At 58.2% G+C, this 14,621-nt stretch carries 15 protein-coding genes and 1 pseudogene; 8 read left to right on the forward strand and 8 right to left on the reverse strand.

The genetic code is table 11. The features are described from left to right. The first annotated feature begins 104 nt into the window (after positions 1 to 104). Together LDH74_RS23840 and LDH74_RS23845 are read left to right on the forward strand one after the other, a co-directional pair. Positions 105 to 1,295, forward strand: a complete 1,191-nt coding sequence (locus LDH74_RS23840; RefSeq protein ID WP_226042943.1) for a hypothetical protein — start codon at positions 105 to 107, stop codon at positions 1,293 to 1,295. A gap of 108 nt (positions 1,296 to 1,403) precedes the next feature. Continuing rightward, positions 1,404 to 2,186 carry a methyltransferase domain-containing protein gene (locus tag LDH74_RS23845; RefSeq protein ID WP_226042944.1) on the forward strand — a complete coding sequence of 261 codons (783 nt, stop codon included), beginning with the start codon at positions 1,404 to 1,406 and terminating at the stop codon, positions 2,184 to 2,186. Between the two features lie 223 nt (positions 2,187 to 2,409). Here LDH74_RS23845 and LDH74_RS23850 read toward each other — a convergent pair whose 3' ends face one another. The 3 genes from LDH74_RS23850 to LDH74_RS23860 all read right to left on the reverse strand — a co-directional run bounded on the left by LDH74_RS23850 (position 2,410) and on the right by LDH74_RS23860 (position 4,932). Next, on the reverse strand, positions 2,410 to 3,726 hold the full coding sequence (locus tag LDH74_RS23850; protein WP_345778576.1) for a hypothetical protein: 1,317 nt from the start codon (positions 3,724 to 3,726) through the stop codon (positions 2,410 to 2,412). A 229-nt stretch (positions 3,727 to 3,955) separates the two neighbouring features. After that, entirely contained in the window at positions 3,956 to 4,219 is a 264-nt protein-coding gene (locus LDH74_RS23855; protein ID WP_226042946.1) for a hypothetical protein, read from the reverse strand. A gap of 92 nt (positions 4,220 to 4,311) precedes the next feature. Beyond that, entirely contained in the window at positions 4,312 to 4,932 is a 621-nt protein-coding gene (locus LDH74_RS23860) for a hypothetical protein (protein WP_226043164.1), read from the reverse strand. Positions 4,933 to 5,123: 191 nt separating this feature from the next. Here LDH74_RS23860 and LDH74_RS23865 point away from each other — a divergent pair, with 191 nt between their 5' ends. After that, a complete protein-coding gene (locus tag LDH74_RS23865; RefSeq protein WP_226042947.1) occupies positions 5,124 to 5,576 on the forward strand; it encodes a pyridoxamine 5'-phosphate oxidase family protein in 453 nt (150 codons plus the stop codon). A 156-nt stretch (positions 5,577 to 5,732) separates the two neighbouring features. Here the strand turns inward: LDH74_RS23865 and LDH74_RS23870 are convergent, their stop codons facing one another. Continuing rightward, the gene (locus LDH74_RS23870; protein ID WP_226042948.1) at positions 5,733 to 6,050 is read right to left on the reverse strand and encodes a CGCGG family rSAM-modified RiPP protein; all 318 of its coding nucleotides are present in this window, start codon (positions 6,048 to 6,050) and stop codon (positions 5,733 to 5,735) included. A 140-nt stretch (positions 6,051 to 6,190) separates the two neighbouring features. Between LDH74_RS23870 and LDH74_RS23875 the strand changes: the two genes are divergently transcribed. The 3 genes from LDH74_RS23875 (at position 6,191) to LDH74_RS23885 (ending at position 7,829) form a co-directional block, all read left to right on the forward strand. Next, positions 6,191 to 6,451: a DUF2249 domain-containing protein gene (locus LDH74_RS23875; protein WP_226042949.1), complete on the forward strand. Its 261-nt coding sequence runs from the start codon at positions 6,191 to 6,193 to the stop codon at positions 6,449 to 6,451. Between the two features lie 120 nt (positions 6,452 to 6,571). Beyond that, complete coding sequence (locus LDH74_RS23880; protein WP_226042950.1) at positions 6,572 to 7,231, forward strand: helix-turn-helix domain-containing protein; 660 nt, start codon at positions 6,572 to 6,574, stop codon at positions 7,229 to 7,231. Positions 7,232 to 7,355: 124 nt separating this feature from the next. After that, the gene (locus LDH74_RS23885) at positions 7,356 to 7,829 is read left to right on the forward strand and encodes a redoxin domain-containing protein (protein WP_226042951.1); all 474 of its coding nucleotides are present in this window, start codon (positions 7,356 to 7,358) and stop codon (positions 7,827 to 7,829) included. 63 nt (positions 7,830 to 7,892) lie between these two features. Here LDH74_RS23885 and LDH74_RS23890 read toward each other — a convergent pair. From LDH74_RS23890 to LDH74_RS23900, 3 genes and pseudogenes are all read right to left on the reverse strand, one after another. Beyond that, positions 7,893 to 9,068: pseudogene (locus tag LDH74_RS23890) on the reverse strand (PLP-dependent aspartate aminotransferase family protein). 162 nt (positions 9,069 to 9,230) lie between these two features. Next, positions 9,231 to 10,343 carry a tellurite resistance/C4-dicarboxylate transporter family protein gene (locus tag LDH74_RS23895; RefSeq protein ID WP_226042952.1) on the reverse strand — a complete coding sequence of 371 codons (1,113 nt, stop codon included), beginning with the start codon at positions 10,341 to 10,343 and terminating at the stop codon, positions 9,231 to 9,233. A gap of 53 nt (positions 10,344 to 10,396) precedes the next feature. After that, on the reverse strand, positions 10,397 to 11,932 hold the full coding sequence (locus tag LDH74_RS23900) for a molybdopterin-dependent oxidoreductase (protein ID WP_226042953.1): 1,536 nt from the start codon (positions 11,930 to 11,932) through the stop codon (positions 10,397 to 10,399). A gap of 347 nt (positions 11,933 to 12,279) precedes the next feature. On the opposite strand from LDH74_RS23900, the gene LDH74_RS23905 reads away from it, so the two are divergent. After that, positions 12,280 to 12,795, forward strand: a complete 516-nt coding sequence (locus LDH74_RS23905) for a hypothetical protein (RefSeq protein ID WP_226042954.1) — start codon at positions 12,280 to 12,282, stop codon at positions 12,793 to 12,795. 35 nt (positions 12,796 to 12,830) lie between these two features. Here the strand turns inward: LDH74_RS23905 and LDH74_RS23910 are convergent, their stop codons facing one another. Next, entirely contained in the window at positions 12,831 to 14,021 is a 1,191-nt protein-coding gene (locus tag LDH74_RS23910; protein WP_226042955.1) for an aminotransferase class I/II-fold pyridoxal phosphate-dependent enzyme, read from the reverse strand. Positions 14,022 to 14,225: 204 nt separating this feature from the next. Here LDH74_RS23910 and LDH74_RS23915 point away from each other — a divergent pair, with 204 nt between their 5' ends. Beyond that, positions 14,226 to 14,531 (forward strand): cupin domain-containing protein, encoded by a 306-nt coding sequence (locus LDH74_RS23915; protein WP_226042956.1) that lies wholly within the window; start codon positions 14,226 to 14,228, stop codon positions 14,529 to 14,531. Positions 14,532 to 14,621 lie beyond the last annotated feature (90 nt).

A 14,621-nucleotide genomic window follows, 5' to 3' on the forward strand; every position in this document is an offset into this window, starting at 1 on the left:
GACTCCGTCAGAAGTGTCCCGTCTCGAACGAGGGCGGCGCACAGCGGTCGCACCGGCGCGTCGGCGCACGTAGCTTATTGTAATCGGCCTCGTCGGCAACGCTCGTGAATCGAGCTGGTGGCATCAGTCGCTGGACGCACGCGTTTGCCGTCGCCAGCGCCCTCGGGATGGTCGGCCTCCAGACGACGTATCTGCTCGATTGGTCAATTCGAGCGATCGGGTTGTTCGGGCTGCTGGGGGCCGTCTTGCCGATGACCTTCGGCATGGCGTACCTGTTGCTCCCGGCGTACGTCGGAACGACCCTCGCGACACCCCGGCTCCCCGGCGTCCACCTCGTCGTCTCGTACGCCGGTGCTGCCGTGCTCGTTGCCGGACAACTGACGACGCTTCCCCGACCACTCGTCACAGTGGGTGCTACCCTCTGGAGTCTCGGTGTCGCTTGTTTCCTGGCCGCACTGGGTGCAACAATCGTTCCTGTCCTTCGGGCGGATCCGAGCGTGGTGATCCGCGGCAGAGACCACCCACAACGATCGACACGTGTCGCCACCGCGGTGGTCCCGCTCGCGATTCTATACTTAGCCGTCGGTACCATCGTACTCCTCACGAGGATGACCAGCGTTCAGGTGGTTCCCGGCACAACTATTCCTGGCATTGTGCACTTCTACGCCGTTGGCTTCGCGGCACTGTTAATCATCAGCCTGGGCGCGCGACTTCTCGTCGGCTTCTTCCACGTCGTCCCGCCACGGCCGCTCACGTGGGGCGCGCTCGGTGGTGGTGTCGTCGCTCCCGACCTCATCGCCGGCAGCCTCTGGACGCGGCCACTGTTCCAGATGGGTGCAGGCGTTCTAGCGTTCGGCATGCTGTGCTATCTCGGGATGATAGCTATCGTCGCGGTCCGGACCGACCGCCGACGCATTGGTCTCGTCGGCGTTCTGGCGGGCGCATTCGCAGGGGCAGGGGGTGTACTCGTCGCCGCGACGGTTGTAATCGATGGCGGTGCAGCCTGGTTGATCGAAGCATACGTCCCACTCGTACTCGACGGCTTTCTCCTGCTGACGATCATTGGCTATGCATACGAGTTCTTCCCAATCGGAACGGGCCAGTTCACCGGTGCGAGCGAGCGCGTCGGCCTCGCGACGATCGGAATACTCGGGTTCGGAGTCGTACTGCGAGCGGTAGGGCCACTACTCGGTGCACCAGTGGTAGGAGACGTCGGTGCCACGCTCGGTATCCTGGGGACGAGTGTCTTCGCCTACGTACTGACGAGACGACTTGCTGGCATCCACGCCAGCTGAAAGGGAGTAACCGATTCCCTCATACGTCTCATATATGTCTGACATCTACTACTGTATTGGTTATTATAGCGTCCCAACTATCTCTAGAACCAGTGACGGTGAATCAAGATGCCCAACCCATCCGAGCATAAGCGTACTGTTCGTCGCGCGTTCACGAAACAAGCTGATGCATACGCGACGAACTCGTCCGTAACTGATCCAGAGCGGATTGCTCGATTAGTCGAAGCAACTGGAGCTGACTCGAGTGATCGCGTGCTCGAAGTTGCCACCGGCCCCGGTCACGTAGCATTCAGCTTCAGTGATCACTGTGCAGAGGTGGTTGGATTAGATTTAACAAAAGCTCCACTCGAGATCGCTCAAAAGAGGAAGCGAGAGAGCGAAACAGAGAACGTCGGCTTCATCAGGGGTGATGCTGAGGCTATCCCGTGTCCTGATAACTCGTTTGACGTTGTTGTTTGCCGATTGGCGCTCCATCACGTTGAACATCCCGATCATGTCGTCCAGGAGATGGCTCGTGTCTGTCGACCGAATGGAACTCTCGCTATCGGAGATCTGGTTGTCAGCGAACATTCGGACCGGGCTGAATATCAAAATACCTTCGAGCGTCTCCGCGATCCCTCACACGTCCAGGCCCTTTCGATTAGTGAATTGATACACTTATTCTCTGAACAGGGAATAGAAATAGATCATCTAGAGACGGACTCGGTGGTACAAAACGTCGAGAACTGGATATCCAACGCACAGACGCCCGAACCGCGAGCTATGGAGGCCAGAGAAATGATTCGGAAGGATGCCGAGGAAGACCTAAGTAGGACTCAACCGTTCTGGCACGACAATGAACTCTATTTCAGCCAGCTAAACGCTATCGTCTCAGGCCACCTGTTGGAGTGAAGCCAATCACAAAAGAGGCTTCATCGAGATTACTGGAAAGTGGTCCATATCCAAGATATTCAGTATAAGTGCTAAACAAACTGCTTGGTCCTTGCCTTCGGATGAAGCTGGATGTTAGCTATGATGAACGGTACAATTCGCTGAACACTTTCGATCACTCCATCCGGGTAAGTACGAGTCTCAGCCAAATGCATCGATGTAGTCCGAAGAATCTTCGGGTCACTCACCGCGGGTCCTCCGAGGTGGTGTCGGTCGGCGAGCCCCGCGACACGCCAGGAACGAGTACACCCACGAGCCCGTTCGGACTGTGGGTTCGAATCACGGAACCCATGTTCCAACTAAACACAAGAATACCAGCAACGATCAAGAGTCCGCCAAACCCTGCGAGGAGTGACGAGAGGGGCGTCCAGTCCGCGACAACGAGCGCAAGGCCGCCGAGCGTGAACAGCCCGAGGTCAAGGGCTGCCAGCCTGTCGTCGTAGAGGTCGTCGATCATCGGCACAGCCTCATCGCCGAGGCGATCGCTGTAGTGGTGGACCCACACGATGAAGGGAACGATGTGATAGATCGTTCCGAGGACGACGAAGCCGATCACGCCGAGCCCGAGCAGGTGTGCGGCTCCCGGTGCGCCGAATCGAGTTACCGGCGCGACCGGGTCGCCGATCCACACGGGAACAGTCGCGAGGACCCATGCAGCCATCGCCACTGCCGCGACAGTGTACCGTGAGAGCATCGGCGTCCACGGAACCTGGGTTTCGTAGAGTCGACGGGCAAGGACGATACTCATACACCCGATACCGCCGAGGATTAGGAGCCCACCCACGCGGGCGAGCACGACGTGACCGACCAGCCGACCAGTCGCCAGGGCGACCACGCCAATCGGGTAGCCGACCTCCTCGAAGCGCTGGAGGTACGTGTCGATTCCGTGAAGGTCGGTCTGGGTGAACATCGTTCCTAACTGATAGAGCGCGCCGAGGACCGTCGTCAGGACGGCACCGTAGATGGCGAGGGTGGCGTGGGCCGAGACAACATCGACGCGAGAGAGTCCGACTGGGGTGAACACCGGTCGGACGAAATCGACTGCGAGTGCGACGCCGAGCAACGTGAGCGCAACGAAGAACGCGAGAGCGAACGCGAAGTGTCGTTCGGTCACGTCATACCGACCCTTGACGGTGATGAGTGTCCGGGCGATGTTGTAGACGAACACCCAGAAACCGATGGCCATCAGGGTACCGAAGATCGGTGTGAGTCGAAGCCAGCCACCGGCCAGTGCGACCGCAAAACCAACCAGTCCGATACCGACAATCCACAGTTGGACGGTCGCAAGCCGGCGACTGTGGAGCGTGATGCCGGACCAAACGGGCACGAACTGGGTCATCGCACCCATAATCGTGATACAGACCCACCCCGCCAGCAGAAGGTGAATGTGAGCGAGCGGGAGGAGCCCCGATCCTATTCCGAAGGCGTTTGCTAGGCCGACAACTCCCCCGAGAAACAAGAACCCGATAGCCACGACGAAGTGTCGTAACGGGACAGTCATTGGGGGCTGCTTCTCCGTCTCCAGGTTCCCAGGAACGACACTCATCGTCTATGCGTTCGTGATGGAACTGTGAGTCGATGCCTCCGAATATATTCAGTCACAGCTGAGGACCACCGGTCGTAAGGAGCATCGTCAGCCGTAGCTTCGCTGGCGGCAAGCATTCTACTAGTCGTCGCCTGTTATCGCTATCTACATCGTCGTTGCGTTCGGGAAATGGTGTCGCATTCGTTCACTGCATCATATACTCACGAGCGATTCTCTCGGCCTCCGAGAGATCCTCGGCAATACCGAGTTGCCGGTTGACGGTACCCTGGACCCGAACCAGAAACCGCCAGCCTTCGAACGAATTGGGTTCTTGAATGTCGTTGATGTAGATGGTCCGATCGCCGTCCGAATACGCGATCCGGGTGTAGTCGCGCTCAATGAACGAATCGCGATACTGCTGTTTGTTCCGAAGTTTCCATCCCTTGGGGAGCGTTTTCGTCACTGCCATGTTGGTTCATTGGTGATGCGGAGAGGTCAGTCTCAACACGAACATATCCAACCAACCGGAACCGGAGTGGCAACCAAGTGATCGAATTTACTTCAAAACGGCGCCTGGGGACCTCGACTCGTCCCCTCCTCTTTCATCGAGCGCTCCATAGGGTTCGAACCCACCTCGTGTGACTCGGTCGGCACGACGTGTTCGTCACCTTTATCGAGGTACTTCGTTTCCAGTTCTGCGAGCTGTTCGTTGATCGCTTCACTCTGGTGGTGCATCGGCGCCGCCCGAACACGAACGAGGTCGTACTCGTGACGGTCCGACAGGCCGTTCCAAGCCCTGAATGAGCCGATCGTCAGCGTGTGCGTCTGCGGACAGAATGGCGTCGTCGGGGTGAATTCGGCTCGCAAGACGGTATCGATGTCGTCCGCACCGATTGCATCATCGGCATCGGATGATTCCACCGCATACCGATACCCTGCGCCGGGATGACGCGTATCGAGGTTCAACCGTGCGAGATTGTAGTTGAACGTCATGTCGTACACCTTCCGCTCCTCGAATAGTTCACGCGTCAATCTATGGAAGATGACGTGATCCGACCCAGCTAGGATGTTGTGTCCTTCTAGAAACGGCCCTGACCTCGGAACGTTATCAGAGACGAATTCGTCGTAGGGATCGAAGAGCTCGTCGTCCTCGCCTCCGAACGGAGATGGGAAACCGGGCATAGAATATCGTACGGTCTCGAGTGGCGTGGTTAGTTCTCCGAATATATTCAAGTGAGTGGCTTTGTTGAAATTCTCAACAGCTAACAGGAATAGTGCCCGATTCGCTAGGTATAGGGCGTGTGTATATCGCTGGTGGTCAGTGTATTCTGCCCCAAGCGATTCATGCACTGGCGTGGTATCCTATAGGAGAGATGCCACCAGAAAGCCTTGCCGAACTCCAGGGAATTCAGATGGATGAGCAGGAAATTGACGAGTTCTTGCGTAACCAAGGGTTTGGAGTTCTTTCACTAACCAACGGGGAGGAAGCATACGGAGTCCCAGTTTCATTCGGCTATGATGGGGAGTCCCGACTGTTCTTCGTGTTTCTACGCGTTGGTGAACAGAGCAAAAAGGAGAAATTCGCAAAGAAAACCGGGAAAGCCAGTTTCACCACCTATAACGTAGTTTCAAAGCACAACTGGCAAAGCGTCATTGCAACGGGGCCTCTTCGACAGGTTGCTCAGGATGAATGGACTGACGTGGTTGATGCAATTGAGGACAATGCATGGTACCCAAGCTTGTTCTCTGAGGCTGAACCGATGCAGGACATTCAAGGGTGGGAGCTTCAAATTGAGGAAATATCGGGCCAGTCGAGCGAACAATAAGCAGACCCACTTACCGGCTGTTTCATCACAGTTCGTATCTGACTAAGAGGATTTCAATAGTGCCAAGCGAGTGTAGATTCGGTGAGGAAGTCGAAAGTAACTCGGCTTTCGTATACGGAGAAATTGAGCCGATCGAAAAATCGCTGCTTACGAATGCTACGGAACGTGAGCTCTGACGACGTGCCCCCCGCAACCACACTGTTCGATGTATTCCCAATCAACATCGTCACCTCCCTCGCTCTCTAATACGTCGTAGAGGTAGCTCTCCGGATGACCGTGGTTGGCGTGTGTGACGAGGTTGACGTGGTTGCCTGAAGCGGTGTGGTCGATCGCCGAGAGAGCCTGGTCGACCACCAGCTGGCGGTCGTCGGCGTGTTCCGGCTTTTCGAGATTCGCTGACCACGAGTTGTCGTGGATCCGGTCAGTGACGGGTTTTGCGTCGTGGTCGTCGTGGGTGCTATACATTATTTCCATTCAGATATACGGGAGCAGATGCGATAAGTACCAGGCCGATTCCCGCGTGTCAAGACCAAGACGTGATCATTCATCGTCTATCTATCGCCTTGAACAGATTCGGGTGAATGTGTTTGTCCGTCTCGCCCCGACCAGGAGATATGGCAGAAATTGACTCATACGTCGAGGAAGTCGGAGCACCCACTGACCGACCGGTCGAAACTCTCGATGCCAGAGAACTACCGCCACCACAACCACTGAAGAACACGCTCGAACGGCTTGCTGACCTCGACGACGAGGTGGTACTCGTCCAGCGGAACGACCGCGCACCCCAACACCTCTATCCGCAACTGGACGACCGGGGCTTCACGTACGAGACAATCGAAGGCGACGGGCAGGTCGTTACTGTGATCTGGCGTTAGTAGCGTTCGTTCAGCGGAATCCCCCGGGAGATACTTTGTACCAACCACGTTTGGCCGCACGGCCACCCGTACGTGTTCGGAGACGCCTTTAATAGTCGGCCGTGTTTAGGTTCACCTAAAATGGTGTGTGCTTCACTGACCCTGACGATCCCGAAGCGAACCTGGATTGGTACCGTCTCACGAGACCATCCGGTAGCGACGTTTCGTGTCCGATCTGCCCAGTCTGCGGACGGTCTCGGCGTTGGATTCGTCGAGTTACTGGCGGAGAAGCCAACGGAGATCATCGAGTCGATCCGGTCGTTCGACCCTGTCCACACTGTTGAGGTGTTCCATCAAGAGCCGAACCGGGCCCTCCTTCAGATCGAGGCGGACAAACCGATTCTGCTGGACGTTCTCGACAGAGCGGGCGTCCCGGTGGAGATGCCCTTCGAGATCCAGAACGGCCAGGTCGATTGGGAGCTGACCACAACTCGAAACAGGTTATCGACGCTTGGGTCGGCGCTAGATGAGTCGGAGGTCGGATACGTCGTCGAGCATATCCATGCAAAACCCGAGTTCGACCGAATCCTGACCGATAAGCAGCAACGACTGATCGAAGCTGCCCTGAGACGGGGATACTATGACTCTCCACGACAGTGTACGCAGGAGGAACTCGCGGCGTCACTGGATATGGCGAAATCGACGTGTTCGGAGATCCTGCACCGCGCCGAAGAACGGATCGTCAAGTCGTTCGAGCGCGGAAACGAATCAAGCCAAACTGAACCCCGCCAGACGGCCTAACGCTCACCACCAGAAAACTACTTTTTCGGTCACCATGCTAGCATCAGATGTACAACCTAGGAGGAACTCGTATAGAGTATATTCGGGTAGATACTTTTCAACCGACGCCTCGAAGCGAATCTCGATGGCTTCCCAAGGAGATTCCGCACCGAGGTTTACTGCAACGCTCGGCACGAGCGGCCACGAACCGTTCAACTTCGAGGATCACGTCGGTACAGATCTAGTCATTCTCGCCTTCTTCCCAGGGGCATTCACACCACCGTGTACGAATGAGATGGTCGCACTCCAGGAGCGAATCGACGAGTTCGAGGAGGCTGGCGCAACCGTCTTCGGCGTAAGCGCCGATTCACCGTTCTCTCAGGGTGCGTTCCGCGAGGAACACCGAGTCGAATTCGACCTCGTAAGCGACATGGCCGGCGACGCTATCCGGGCATACGACCTCGAGATCGACATCGAACCGCTAGGGCTCTACGGCGTCGCGAATCGGGCGGTGTTCGTCGTCGACGAGGACGGAACGATCACCTATGACTGGGTCGCCGATGATCCGACGAACGAACCCGACTACGACGAACTGATCGAGGCGGTCAAAGCAGCGTAGTTTTCAGCTGCAAGCAGAACGATTCCCGGTTTCTACTCACGGTTATTGCCCTCAGGAACTGACTCACAGATGCTCGAGGGCTTGATCGAGGTCGGTGAGTAGATCGTCTGAGTGCTCGACGCCGACGGCGATCCGGACGAGTGAATCCGAGATTCCGGCGGTTTCCCGTTCGGCGTCCGCGAGGTAGGACGCAGACATCGTGGCAGGGTGGTCAACGAGCGATTCGGTCCCACCGAGACTCCCTGCCAGCGTGAATACGTCAAGCACTTCAAACACAGCCCGCGTTTCCGCAGCGGTTGCGTCGAGTTCGAACGAGACGATGCCACCGAATCCGTCCATCTGCTCGCGAGCGAGGTCGTGTTGTGGGTGGTGGCCCAATCCGGGATAGTTGACGTGAGGTACCGACGGATGGTCGTCTAGATACCGCGCGAGTTCGCCGGCGTTTACCTCGTGACGGTCCATTCAGAGCGGAAACGTCCGGAGACCTCGGAGGGTGAGATACGAATCAAACGGAGCAAGTGTGCCACCCAGATCGTAGGACTGGGTGTGTTCCACGGCATCGGCCAGGGAATGGTCGTCGGTGAGAACGGCCCCACCCATCGAATCGCTGTGTCCGTTCAGGTACTTCGTCGTACTGTGAACGACGACGTCGGCTCCCCGTTTGAGCGGCCGCTGGTAGTACGGCGTCGCGAACGTATTATCGACGACGTACGTCGCGTCTGCCGCCGTCGCAATCTCACCCACGGCGGCGAGATCACAGAGCCGGAGCAACGGGTTCGTCGGCGACTCCATCCACACCAAGGCAGTTTCGTCGGTGATTGCCGCGTCAACGGTGTCCACGTCGGTCGCGTCGACATACTCGACGGTGGCGCCCAGCGAATTGACGAGCAGGTCCTCGAAGAGTAAACGCGTGCCACCGTAGATGCCGTCGAAGGCGACCACGTGGTCGCCCGCTTCGACGACCGACAGGCAGGTCGCTGCAATCGCAGCGGTCCCAGAGGAACAGGCGATAGCGCGTTCGGCACCGCAGAGTTCGGTGAATTTCTCCTCGAGGATATCACGTGTGGGATTACCGAACCGACTGTACTTATATCCGTGCTCCGGTTCCCCAAGACTGTGCATCTCGTGCGTGGTTGAGAGGTGAATCGGTGGGACGACATCACCGGTGTCGCCGACACTGGTGCCGGCCCGATCGAACCGGGTAGCTAGAGTTTCGAGGTGGTACTTCGAATCGGCCATATGAGTACTCGAATCCACCGGTCGCTCGTCCAAAAACAGTCCGGAGTTTGTGTACTCCAGATCTGGAGAGGGATGCCGTACGTTCTCCGGAACGTAATAGGTGGTACTATGGAATCGCGCGAACGGTAAGGGGTAATCCGATACAGCCGATGCACGACGGTCTTATCCGAGGTGCGTCTGCGTCCACTGCACCGTGCGGCGGACCAACCCAACGCTCACGACTGCCCACGCTCCGAATGCGATAAACACGAACACTCGCGGAACGACGTGAAGTATTCCGATCCCCACTCCGCTCGCGAGGCGGGATGTACTCACTGTGTACATCCCCAGCGGGAAGACCATCCCCCAGTATCGCGGGCCGTACCCCTCTGGGCGATGGGGCAGTGCGATTCCGCCGACGGTGTGCCGCCAGACGCCGAGCGCGACGAGCAATGGGATCCACCACGTGGCCGTCGCCCAGAAGAAGAACGTGAACCCGAGGAGGAACGGGCGTATCTCGGTGATGAACGGCCACGACGGTCCGAGTTGGAGGAGCAACGCGCCCGCCAGCGTTGTGATTGCGACGGCACCCATGTTGATCCAGTACGGCGGCGTCGCGGACGATGGTCGAAACGCGAAAAACGTCATCCGGTAGAACACCAGTGTGAACAACACCAGGTAGAATCCACCGCCGATCAGGTACAGGACGAGTGCCACTAGGCCGACGCTCTCGAGCACCGACGGATATTGTGGAGCGAGTAACGCGGTGAGCACGGCCACGGACTGTGTTGCGACCACGGCGAGAAACCAGCCGCCGTCGAGCGTCTCTTCGATGGGATCGTCGACGTCCCGGATCGTCAATCCCACGAACACGGTGTACGTGAGAACGAACCAGAGACCGCCGGCGAACACCAGTAACGCCGTCGCGGCCAGAATCGACTGTTCGAAGACGACGAATTGACTCCCGAGGATGCAGGTCGCTGCGACGGCAGTGAACGACCCCACTGCCCGGTCCGGCGAGACGAGGTCGTGAAGCGTCGATCCGAGGGCGCGGCCGATCCGTGCCACCGTGAGGACACCGATACCGACGTACGCGACAATGTTGACCACGAACAGCAACTTGCCGATCCGCTCGAATCCAGTGAGGGACGCACCGATGGAGACGATTCCGGTCGCCATGACCAGCGCGAAGTAGAGCGGATCCCAATACTCGAGAAACTTGAGTACGTTGCCAGCGCGGCCGGCACTGCCAACTGGCAACTCACCAAGTTCGTCAGGGTCTTGGTCGGTGGTCATCGAACGCTTAGATCGCCCGATGCCGTCGCGAAAGCAGAGACAGCATCGTCGTTTCAGATGTCGGCGCTGCTGGGGTAGTAGTGGAGGACATCGTCACGCCACCCGCCGTAACCCTTGCCGATATCGTCGAAGTCTTCGACGAACTCGATGCGAGTGACCCACTTGGACATCTTGTAGCCGAGCTGACTCTCGATACGGAGCCGGTAGGGGGCACCGTGGGCCACGGGGAGATCGCCATCGTTCATCTCGTAGGCGAGGATCGAACGCGGCTCCTGGGCCTTGTCCATCCGGATGGCCTCGTAATAGAACTCTGGAATGTCGTCCTCCACCCCCTTCTCTTCGAAGGGGCCGTCCTCGGAATACTCCCACTTCTCGTCGAGCGTCCAGAAGACGAGCCACTCCGCGTCCTCGTGGGGCTCACACCGGTCCATGATGGCCGACAGTGGGATGCCACCCCACTTCGCATAATACGTCCAACCCTGGATACAGTCGTGGCGGGTGACGTGTTCTTGTTTGTCCATCTCACGTATCTCGTCGTTGGTCAGTTCGAGTTCGTTTTCGACGAGGCCGTCGACCGTGATCGTCCAGTCCTCGAAGTTGCTCTCGAAGTGGGCGCGGTACTCGTCGTTTCGCGGCGGCTTGCCGTTGACTCGAGCGAAGTCCGACTCCTCGGGCCGATCGTCGCCGTCGTAGAACGAGACGTGGTGGAACAGCCCTTTCAACAGCGGGTCAACGCCGATTTCGAGGAGGTTCTGAGTGAAATACGGTCGTTTCAGGGAGATCCACGTAGCGAGAGCGGCAAACCCGAAGACGATTGCGACGCCCAACACGGTGAGTGCGATCGTCAAATCAGTAGACGCATTTGCGCTCCCGAGAACGATCTTCCCCATCTCGGACCAGAATCCGTGGGCCGCGACGAGGGCGACGTGGACGAACAGAAAGACGTTGAATGCGATGAAGCCAATGAAGTGAATGCTCCGGTTGAGTTGTCGGTTCCACCCGAACCACTCCGGCCAGTGCGCGCGGAACGCCGGCGCCTGGAGGAGACCGGTGATGATCATTACTGGCGACAGGATGAAGATGACGCTAAAATACGTGAGCTGTTGGAGGGCGTTGTATCCCGCAGCGTGGGGGACCTGAAGTTGTGCGTACGATATAAGCGCATTCCACGCCTGTGGGAAAATTTCGAACGACGTCGGTACGAATCGCGTCCACTCGCCCGAGATGAGTAGCGCTCCGACGTAGAGAACACCGCAGACGGTCCACCCGATCGCCCCCCAGAAGTGCCAATGGCGGCCCATCCCGATGGCGTCGCGACCGGGCAACGAGATGAGCGCCGACGGCGGATCGATCTCGTCCTCGGCCGCCCAGAGGTCTTCGCCGTCGATGATCTCCTTGTCGAAGTCAGTGTCCCGCTCCTCATCGCCGACTCGAAGCCACGCATCGCTCGGTTCCGCGTCGTCGCTCCAGTAGAGTTTAGGGTGGCTCATGAGAATCTCATAACCGCTTCGGAATAACAGAATGATGAAGAAGAAGTTAAACCAGTGCGTGATTCGGAGCCACCACGGATACTCGAGGCCACTTGCCATTGTTCGGTAATCGTCTGTGAATCACATAAGAGTGAGCCTCGTCGGTCGGGAGCGGTCGTCCAGTGACCGTGCTCTGGTGTCGAGATGGCGCACCCGACTGAACATCTCGGGAATCGTCCGGTTCCCGAGGGGGTCTGTACGGACCGTGAGAGACGAGATGGCACTGGGAACTCGAACTGACTGCCCACGGCGACCGCTTCTTCCTAATGCGGTTCCGTACGAACGTGGCTCTTCCATTAGGAAAACAGCTGTGTAACTTGAGAGCGTTTGGAAGATTGCATTCCACGTACAGGTCGTGGAAACGCGATCGAAAACAACGCTATCGAGGTCTTCGTACGAATTCCACTATGAGCAGTTCCACACCGAATATCGACACGTACCTCATCGAAACGAAGCCAGGAACCGAGTCGTACGTCGATTCGACGCTCGAGAAGTACTACGGGGACCTGTTCACTGAGGTATCGATCGTCCCCTCATCCGCTTCCGACGGCACGCTAGGGACCATCCTGATCGATTCGAACTACGAACTGCCGTTGGATGCAATCCGTCGGATCAACGACATTGAACGCGTCGTCCGAGTCAAGCATTGTATATCGGATGTCAGCGGAGAGGAACTCAAGGCGATCGAAAGTCTATGTGCGAACGCGGTGACATCACTACCCGACAGTGGGAGCATCGAACTGCGAGTACGGATCGCTCGCGAACCTGATCACGCGATCACAGCGTCCGAGATCGAACGAGCATGTCGAAAGATGATCCGCGACACCGTGCGCGACGTGACGATCGGCGAGAAACCGGCGGACCACGAACTCAAGATTATCAGGATTGACGACTGGGTCGGCATCGCGATCACTGACTCGTAGCTCTGCTTCGTTCGTCGCACCGAAGACCCGTGGCGCTACAGCAGATTGGCAACGAGATCGTCACTCCTTTCGATCCCAACGGGAATGCGAACCAACGACTCTGAAATCCCGGCCGCCTCGCGCTCCGCTTGGGAAAGATACGACGCCGACATCGTCGCCGGATGGTCGACGAGCGATTCGGTGCCGCCGAGGCTCACGGCGAGGGTGAACACCTCGAGCTCCTCGAGGACAGCTCGCGTTTCGGCTCCCGAAGCGTCGAGTTCGAACGAGACGATCCCACCGAACCCGTCCATCTGCGCCTCGGCGAGGGCGTGTTGTGGATGTGCCTCGTGTCCGGGATAGCGGACGCGACGGACGGCCGGGTGATCGGACAGGAACTCGGCGATGTGGTATGCGTTCGCCTCGTGTCGGTCCATCCGAAGCGGAAGCGTCCGTAGCCCACGGAGCGTGAGATAACAGTCAAACGGCGACAGTGTTCCGCCGAGATCGTACGCCCGGACGTGATCGATCTCGCTTTCGATCACATCGTCGTTCGTGAGGACGACGCCGCCCATCGAGTCACTGTGGCCGTTAATGTACTTCGTCGTGCTATGAACGACGACATCGGCACCGAACTCGAGCGGTCGCTGGAGGTACGGCGTCGAAAACGTATTGTCGACGACAAAGGAGGCGTCCACAGCTGCAGCAAGTTCACCGATCGCGGCGAGATCACAGAGCCGCAGCAGCGGATTCGTCGGCGACTCCATCCAGACGAGCGCAGTGTCGTCGGCAATGGCGTCGGCGACCGCTTCAGTATCCGTCGCGTCCACGTACTCGACGGTCGCTCCGATTGAATCTACGACGAGATCCTCGAAGAGGAGCCGCGTCCCACCATATATGCCGTCGAACGCGACGACGTGATCGCCGGGCTCGAGGACTGCGAGACACGTTGTCGCTATCGCTGCGGTTCCGGACGCACAGGCAGTCGCATGCTCCGCGCCGGCAAGTTTCGCAAGTCGGCTCTCGAGGACGTCTCGAGTCGGGTTTCCAAATCGCGTGTACTTGTACCCGTGATCGGAGACCCCCCGGCTGATCCATCTCGTGCGTGGTTGTGAGATGGATCGGTGCGACGACGTCCCCGGTCTCCGCCGCGCCGGAACCGTCCTCGTCGAATCGAGTGACGAGAGTTTCGAATCCGTAGTCGTTTTCGGACATACTGGTATGTCACCGTCCAGCCGAACGCACAAGGGCGGATCGGTCTCGGTACCGCTGCGATGAGTCGATCGTCGAACGATACGTCGACATCAGCATAATTCAAGGAACAAACGTGTTCGACAGCCCACTTTTGAGAGTCGAACCCGTAGTCGTTCGTGTTCGGACGCCGAGACGGTGACCTGTACTGACGATCCCGTCGGGACGACACTCGTACTCGGCTACGAGGTAAGTCACGTATGCCCACAATTCGATCCCTCTCAGAACTGGAGGCCACACCACACGCGAACGTCTTCCCCACCGAGGAGCCGAAAACGATCCGGCTGAAACTCGCTCCAGACGAGGCGGTCAAACCCCACTCACACCCGGGTCGCGACATCGTCTTCCACCTACTTGAGGGCGAGATCAAACTGGAACTCGCCGGCGACACCTACGACATTACCGCAGGCGACATCGCCCGTTTTGACGGCGACCAAGACATTGCACCGCACGCCCTCGAGCCGAGTACCGCACTCATCGTGCTGGCACAACAGGAGTCGGCATAGCTCTCCTTCGAGCGGGCGAAATGGGTCGATGGCAAGGCACCACGGTTCGCCCCGTCGGTCGCACGGAACACCACCCAGTATACGCCAGCA

Source organism: Natrinema sp. DC36, assembly GCF_020405225.1.
Taxonomy (GTDB): domain Archaea; phylum Halobacteriota; class Halobacteria; order Halobacteriales; family Natrialbaceae; genus Natrinema.

Bases quoted from the DNA above. Each gene is read 5' to 3' on its own strand.
- LDH74_RS23860 (WP_226043164.1), bottom strand. From the start codon at position 4,932: ATGCCCGGTTTCCCATCTCCGTTCGGAGGCGAGGACGACGAGCTCTTC.
- LDH74_RS23885 (WP_226042951.1), top strand. From the start codon at position 7,356: ATGGCTTCCCAAGGAGATTCCGCACCGAGGTTTACTGCAACGCTCGGC.
- LDH74_RS23865 (WP_226042947.1), top strand. From the start codon at position 5,124: ATGCCACCAGAAAGCCTTGCCGAACTCCAGGGAATTCAGATGGATGAG.
- LDH74_RS23895 (WP_226042952.1), bottom strand. From the start codon at position 10,343: ATGACCACCGACCAAGACCCTGACGAACTTGGTGAGTTGCCAGTTGGC.
- LDH74_RS23870 (WP_226042948.1), bottom strand. From the start codon at position 6,050: ATGGAAATAATGTATAGCACCCACGACGACCACGACGCAAAACCCGTC.
- LDH74_RS23880 (WP_226042950.1), top strand. From the start codon at position 6,572: ATGGTGTGTGCTTCACTGACCCTGACGATCCCGAAGCGAACCTGGATT.
- LDH74_RS23915 (WP_226042956.1), top strand. From the start codon at position 14,226: ATGCCCACAATTCGATCCCTCTCAGAACTGGAGGCCACACCACACGCG.
- LDH74_RS23875 (WP_226042949.1), top strand. From the start codon at position 6,191: ATGGCAGAAATTGACTCATACGTCGAGGAAGTCGGAGCACCCACTGAC.
- LDH74_RS23855 (WP_226042946.1), bottom strand. From the start codon at position 4,219: ATGGCAGTGACGAAAACGCTCCCCAAGGGATGGAAACTTCGGAACAAA.
- LDH74_RS23845 (WP_226042944.1), top strand. From the start codon at position 1,404: ATGCCCAACCCATCCGAGCATAAGCGTACTGTTCGTCGCGCGTTCACG.
- LDH74_RS23905 (WP_226042954.1), top strand. From the start codon at position 12,280: ATGAGCAGTTCCACACCGAATATCGACACGTACCTCATCGAAACGAAG.
- LDH74_RS23900 (WP_226042953.1), bottom strand. From the start codon at position 11,932: ATGGCAAGTGGCCTCGAGTATCCGTGGTGGCTCCGAATCACGCACTGG.
- LDH74_RS23850 (WP_345778576.1), bottom strand. From the start codon at position 3,726: ATGACTGTCCCGTTACGACACTTCGTCGTGGCTATCGGGTTCTTGTTT.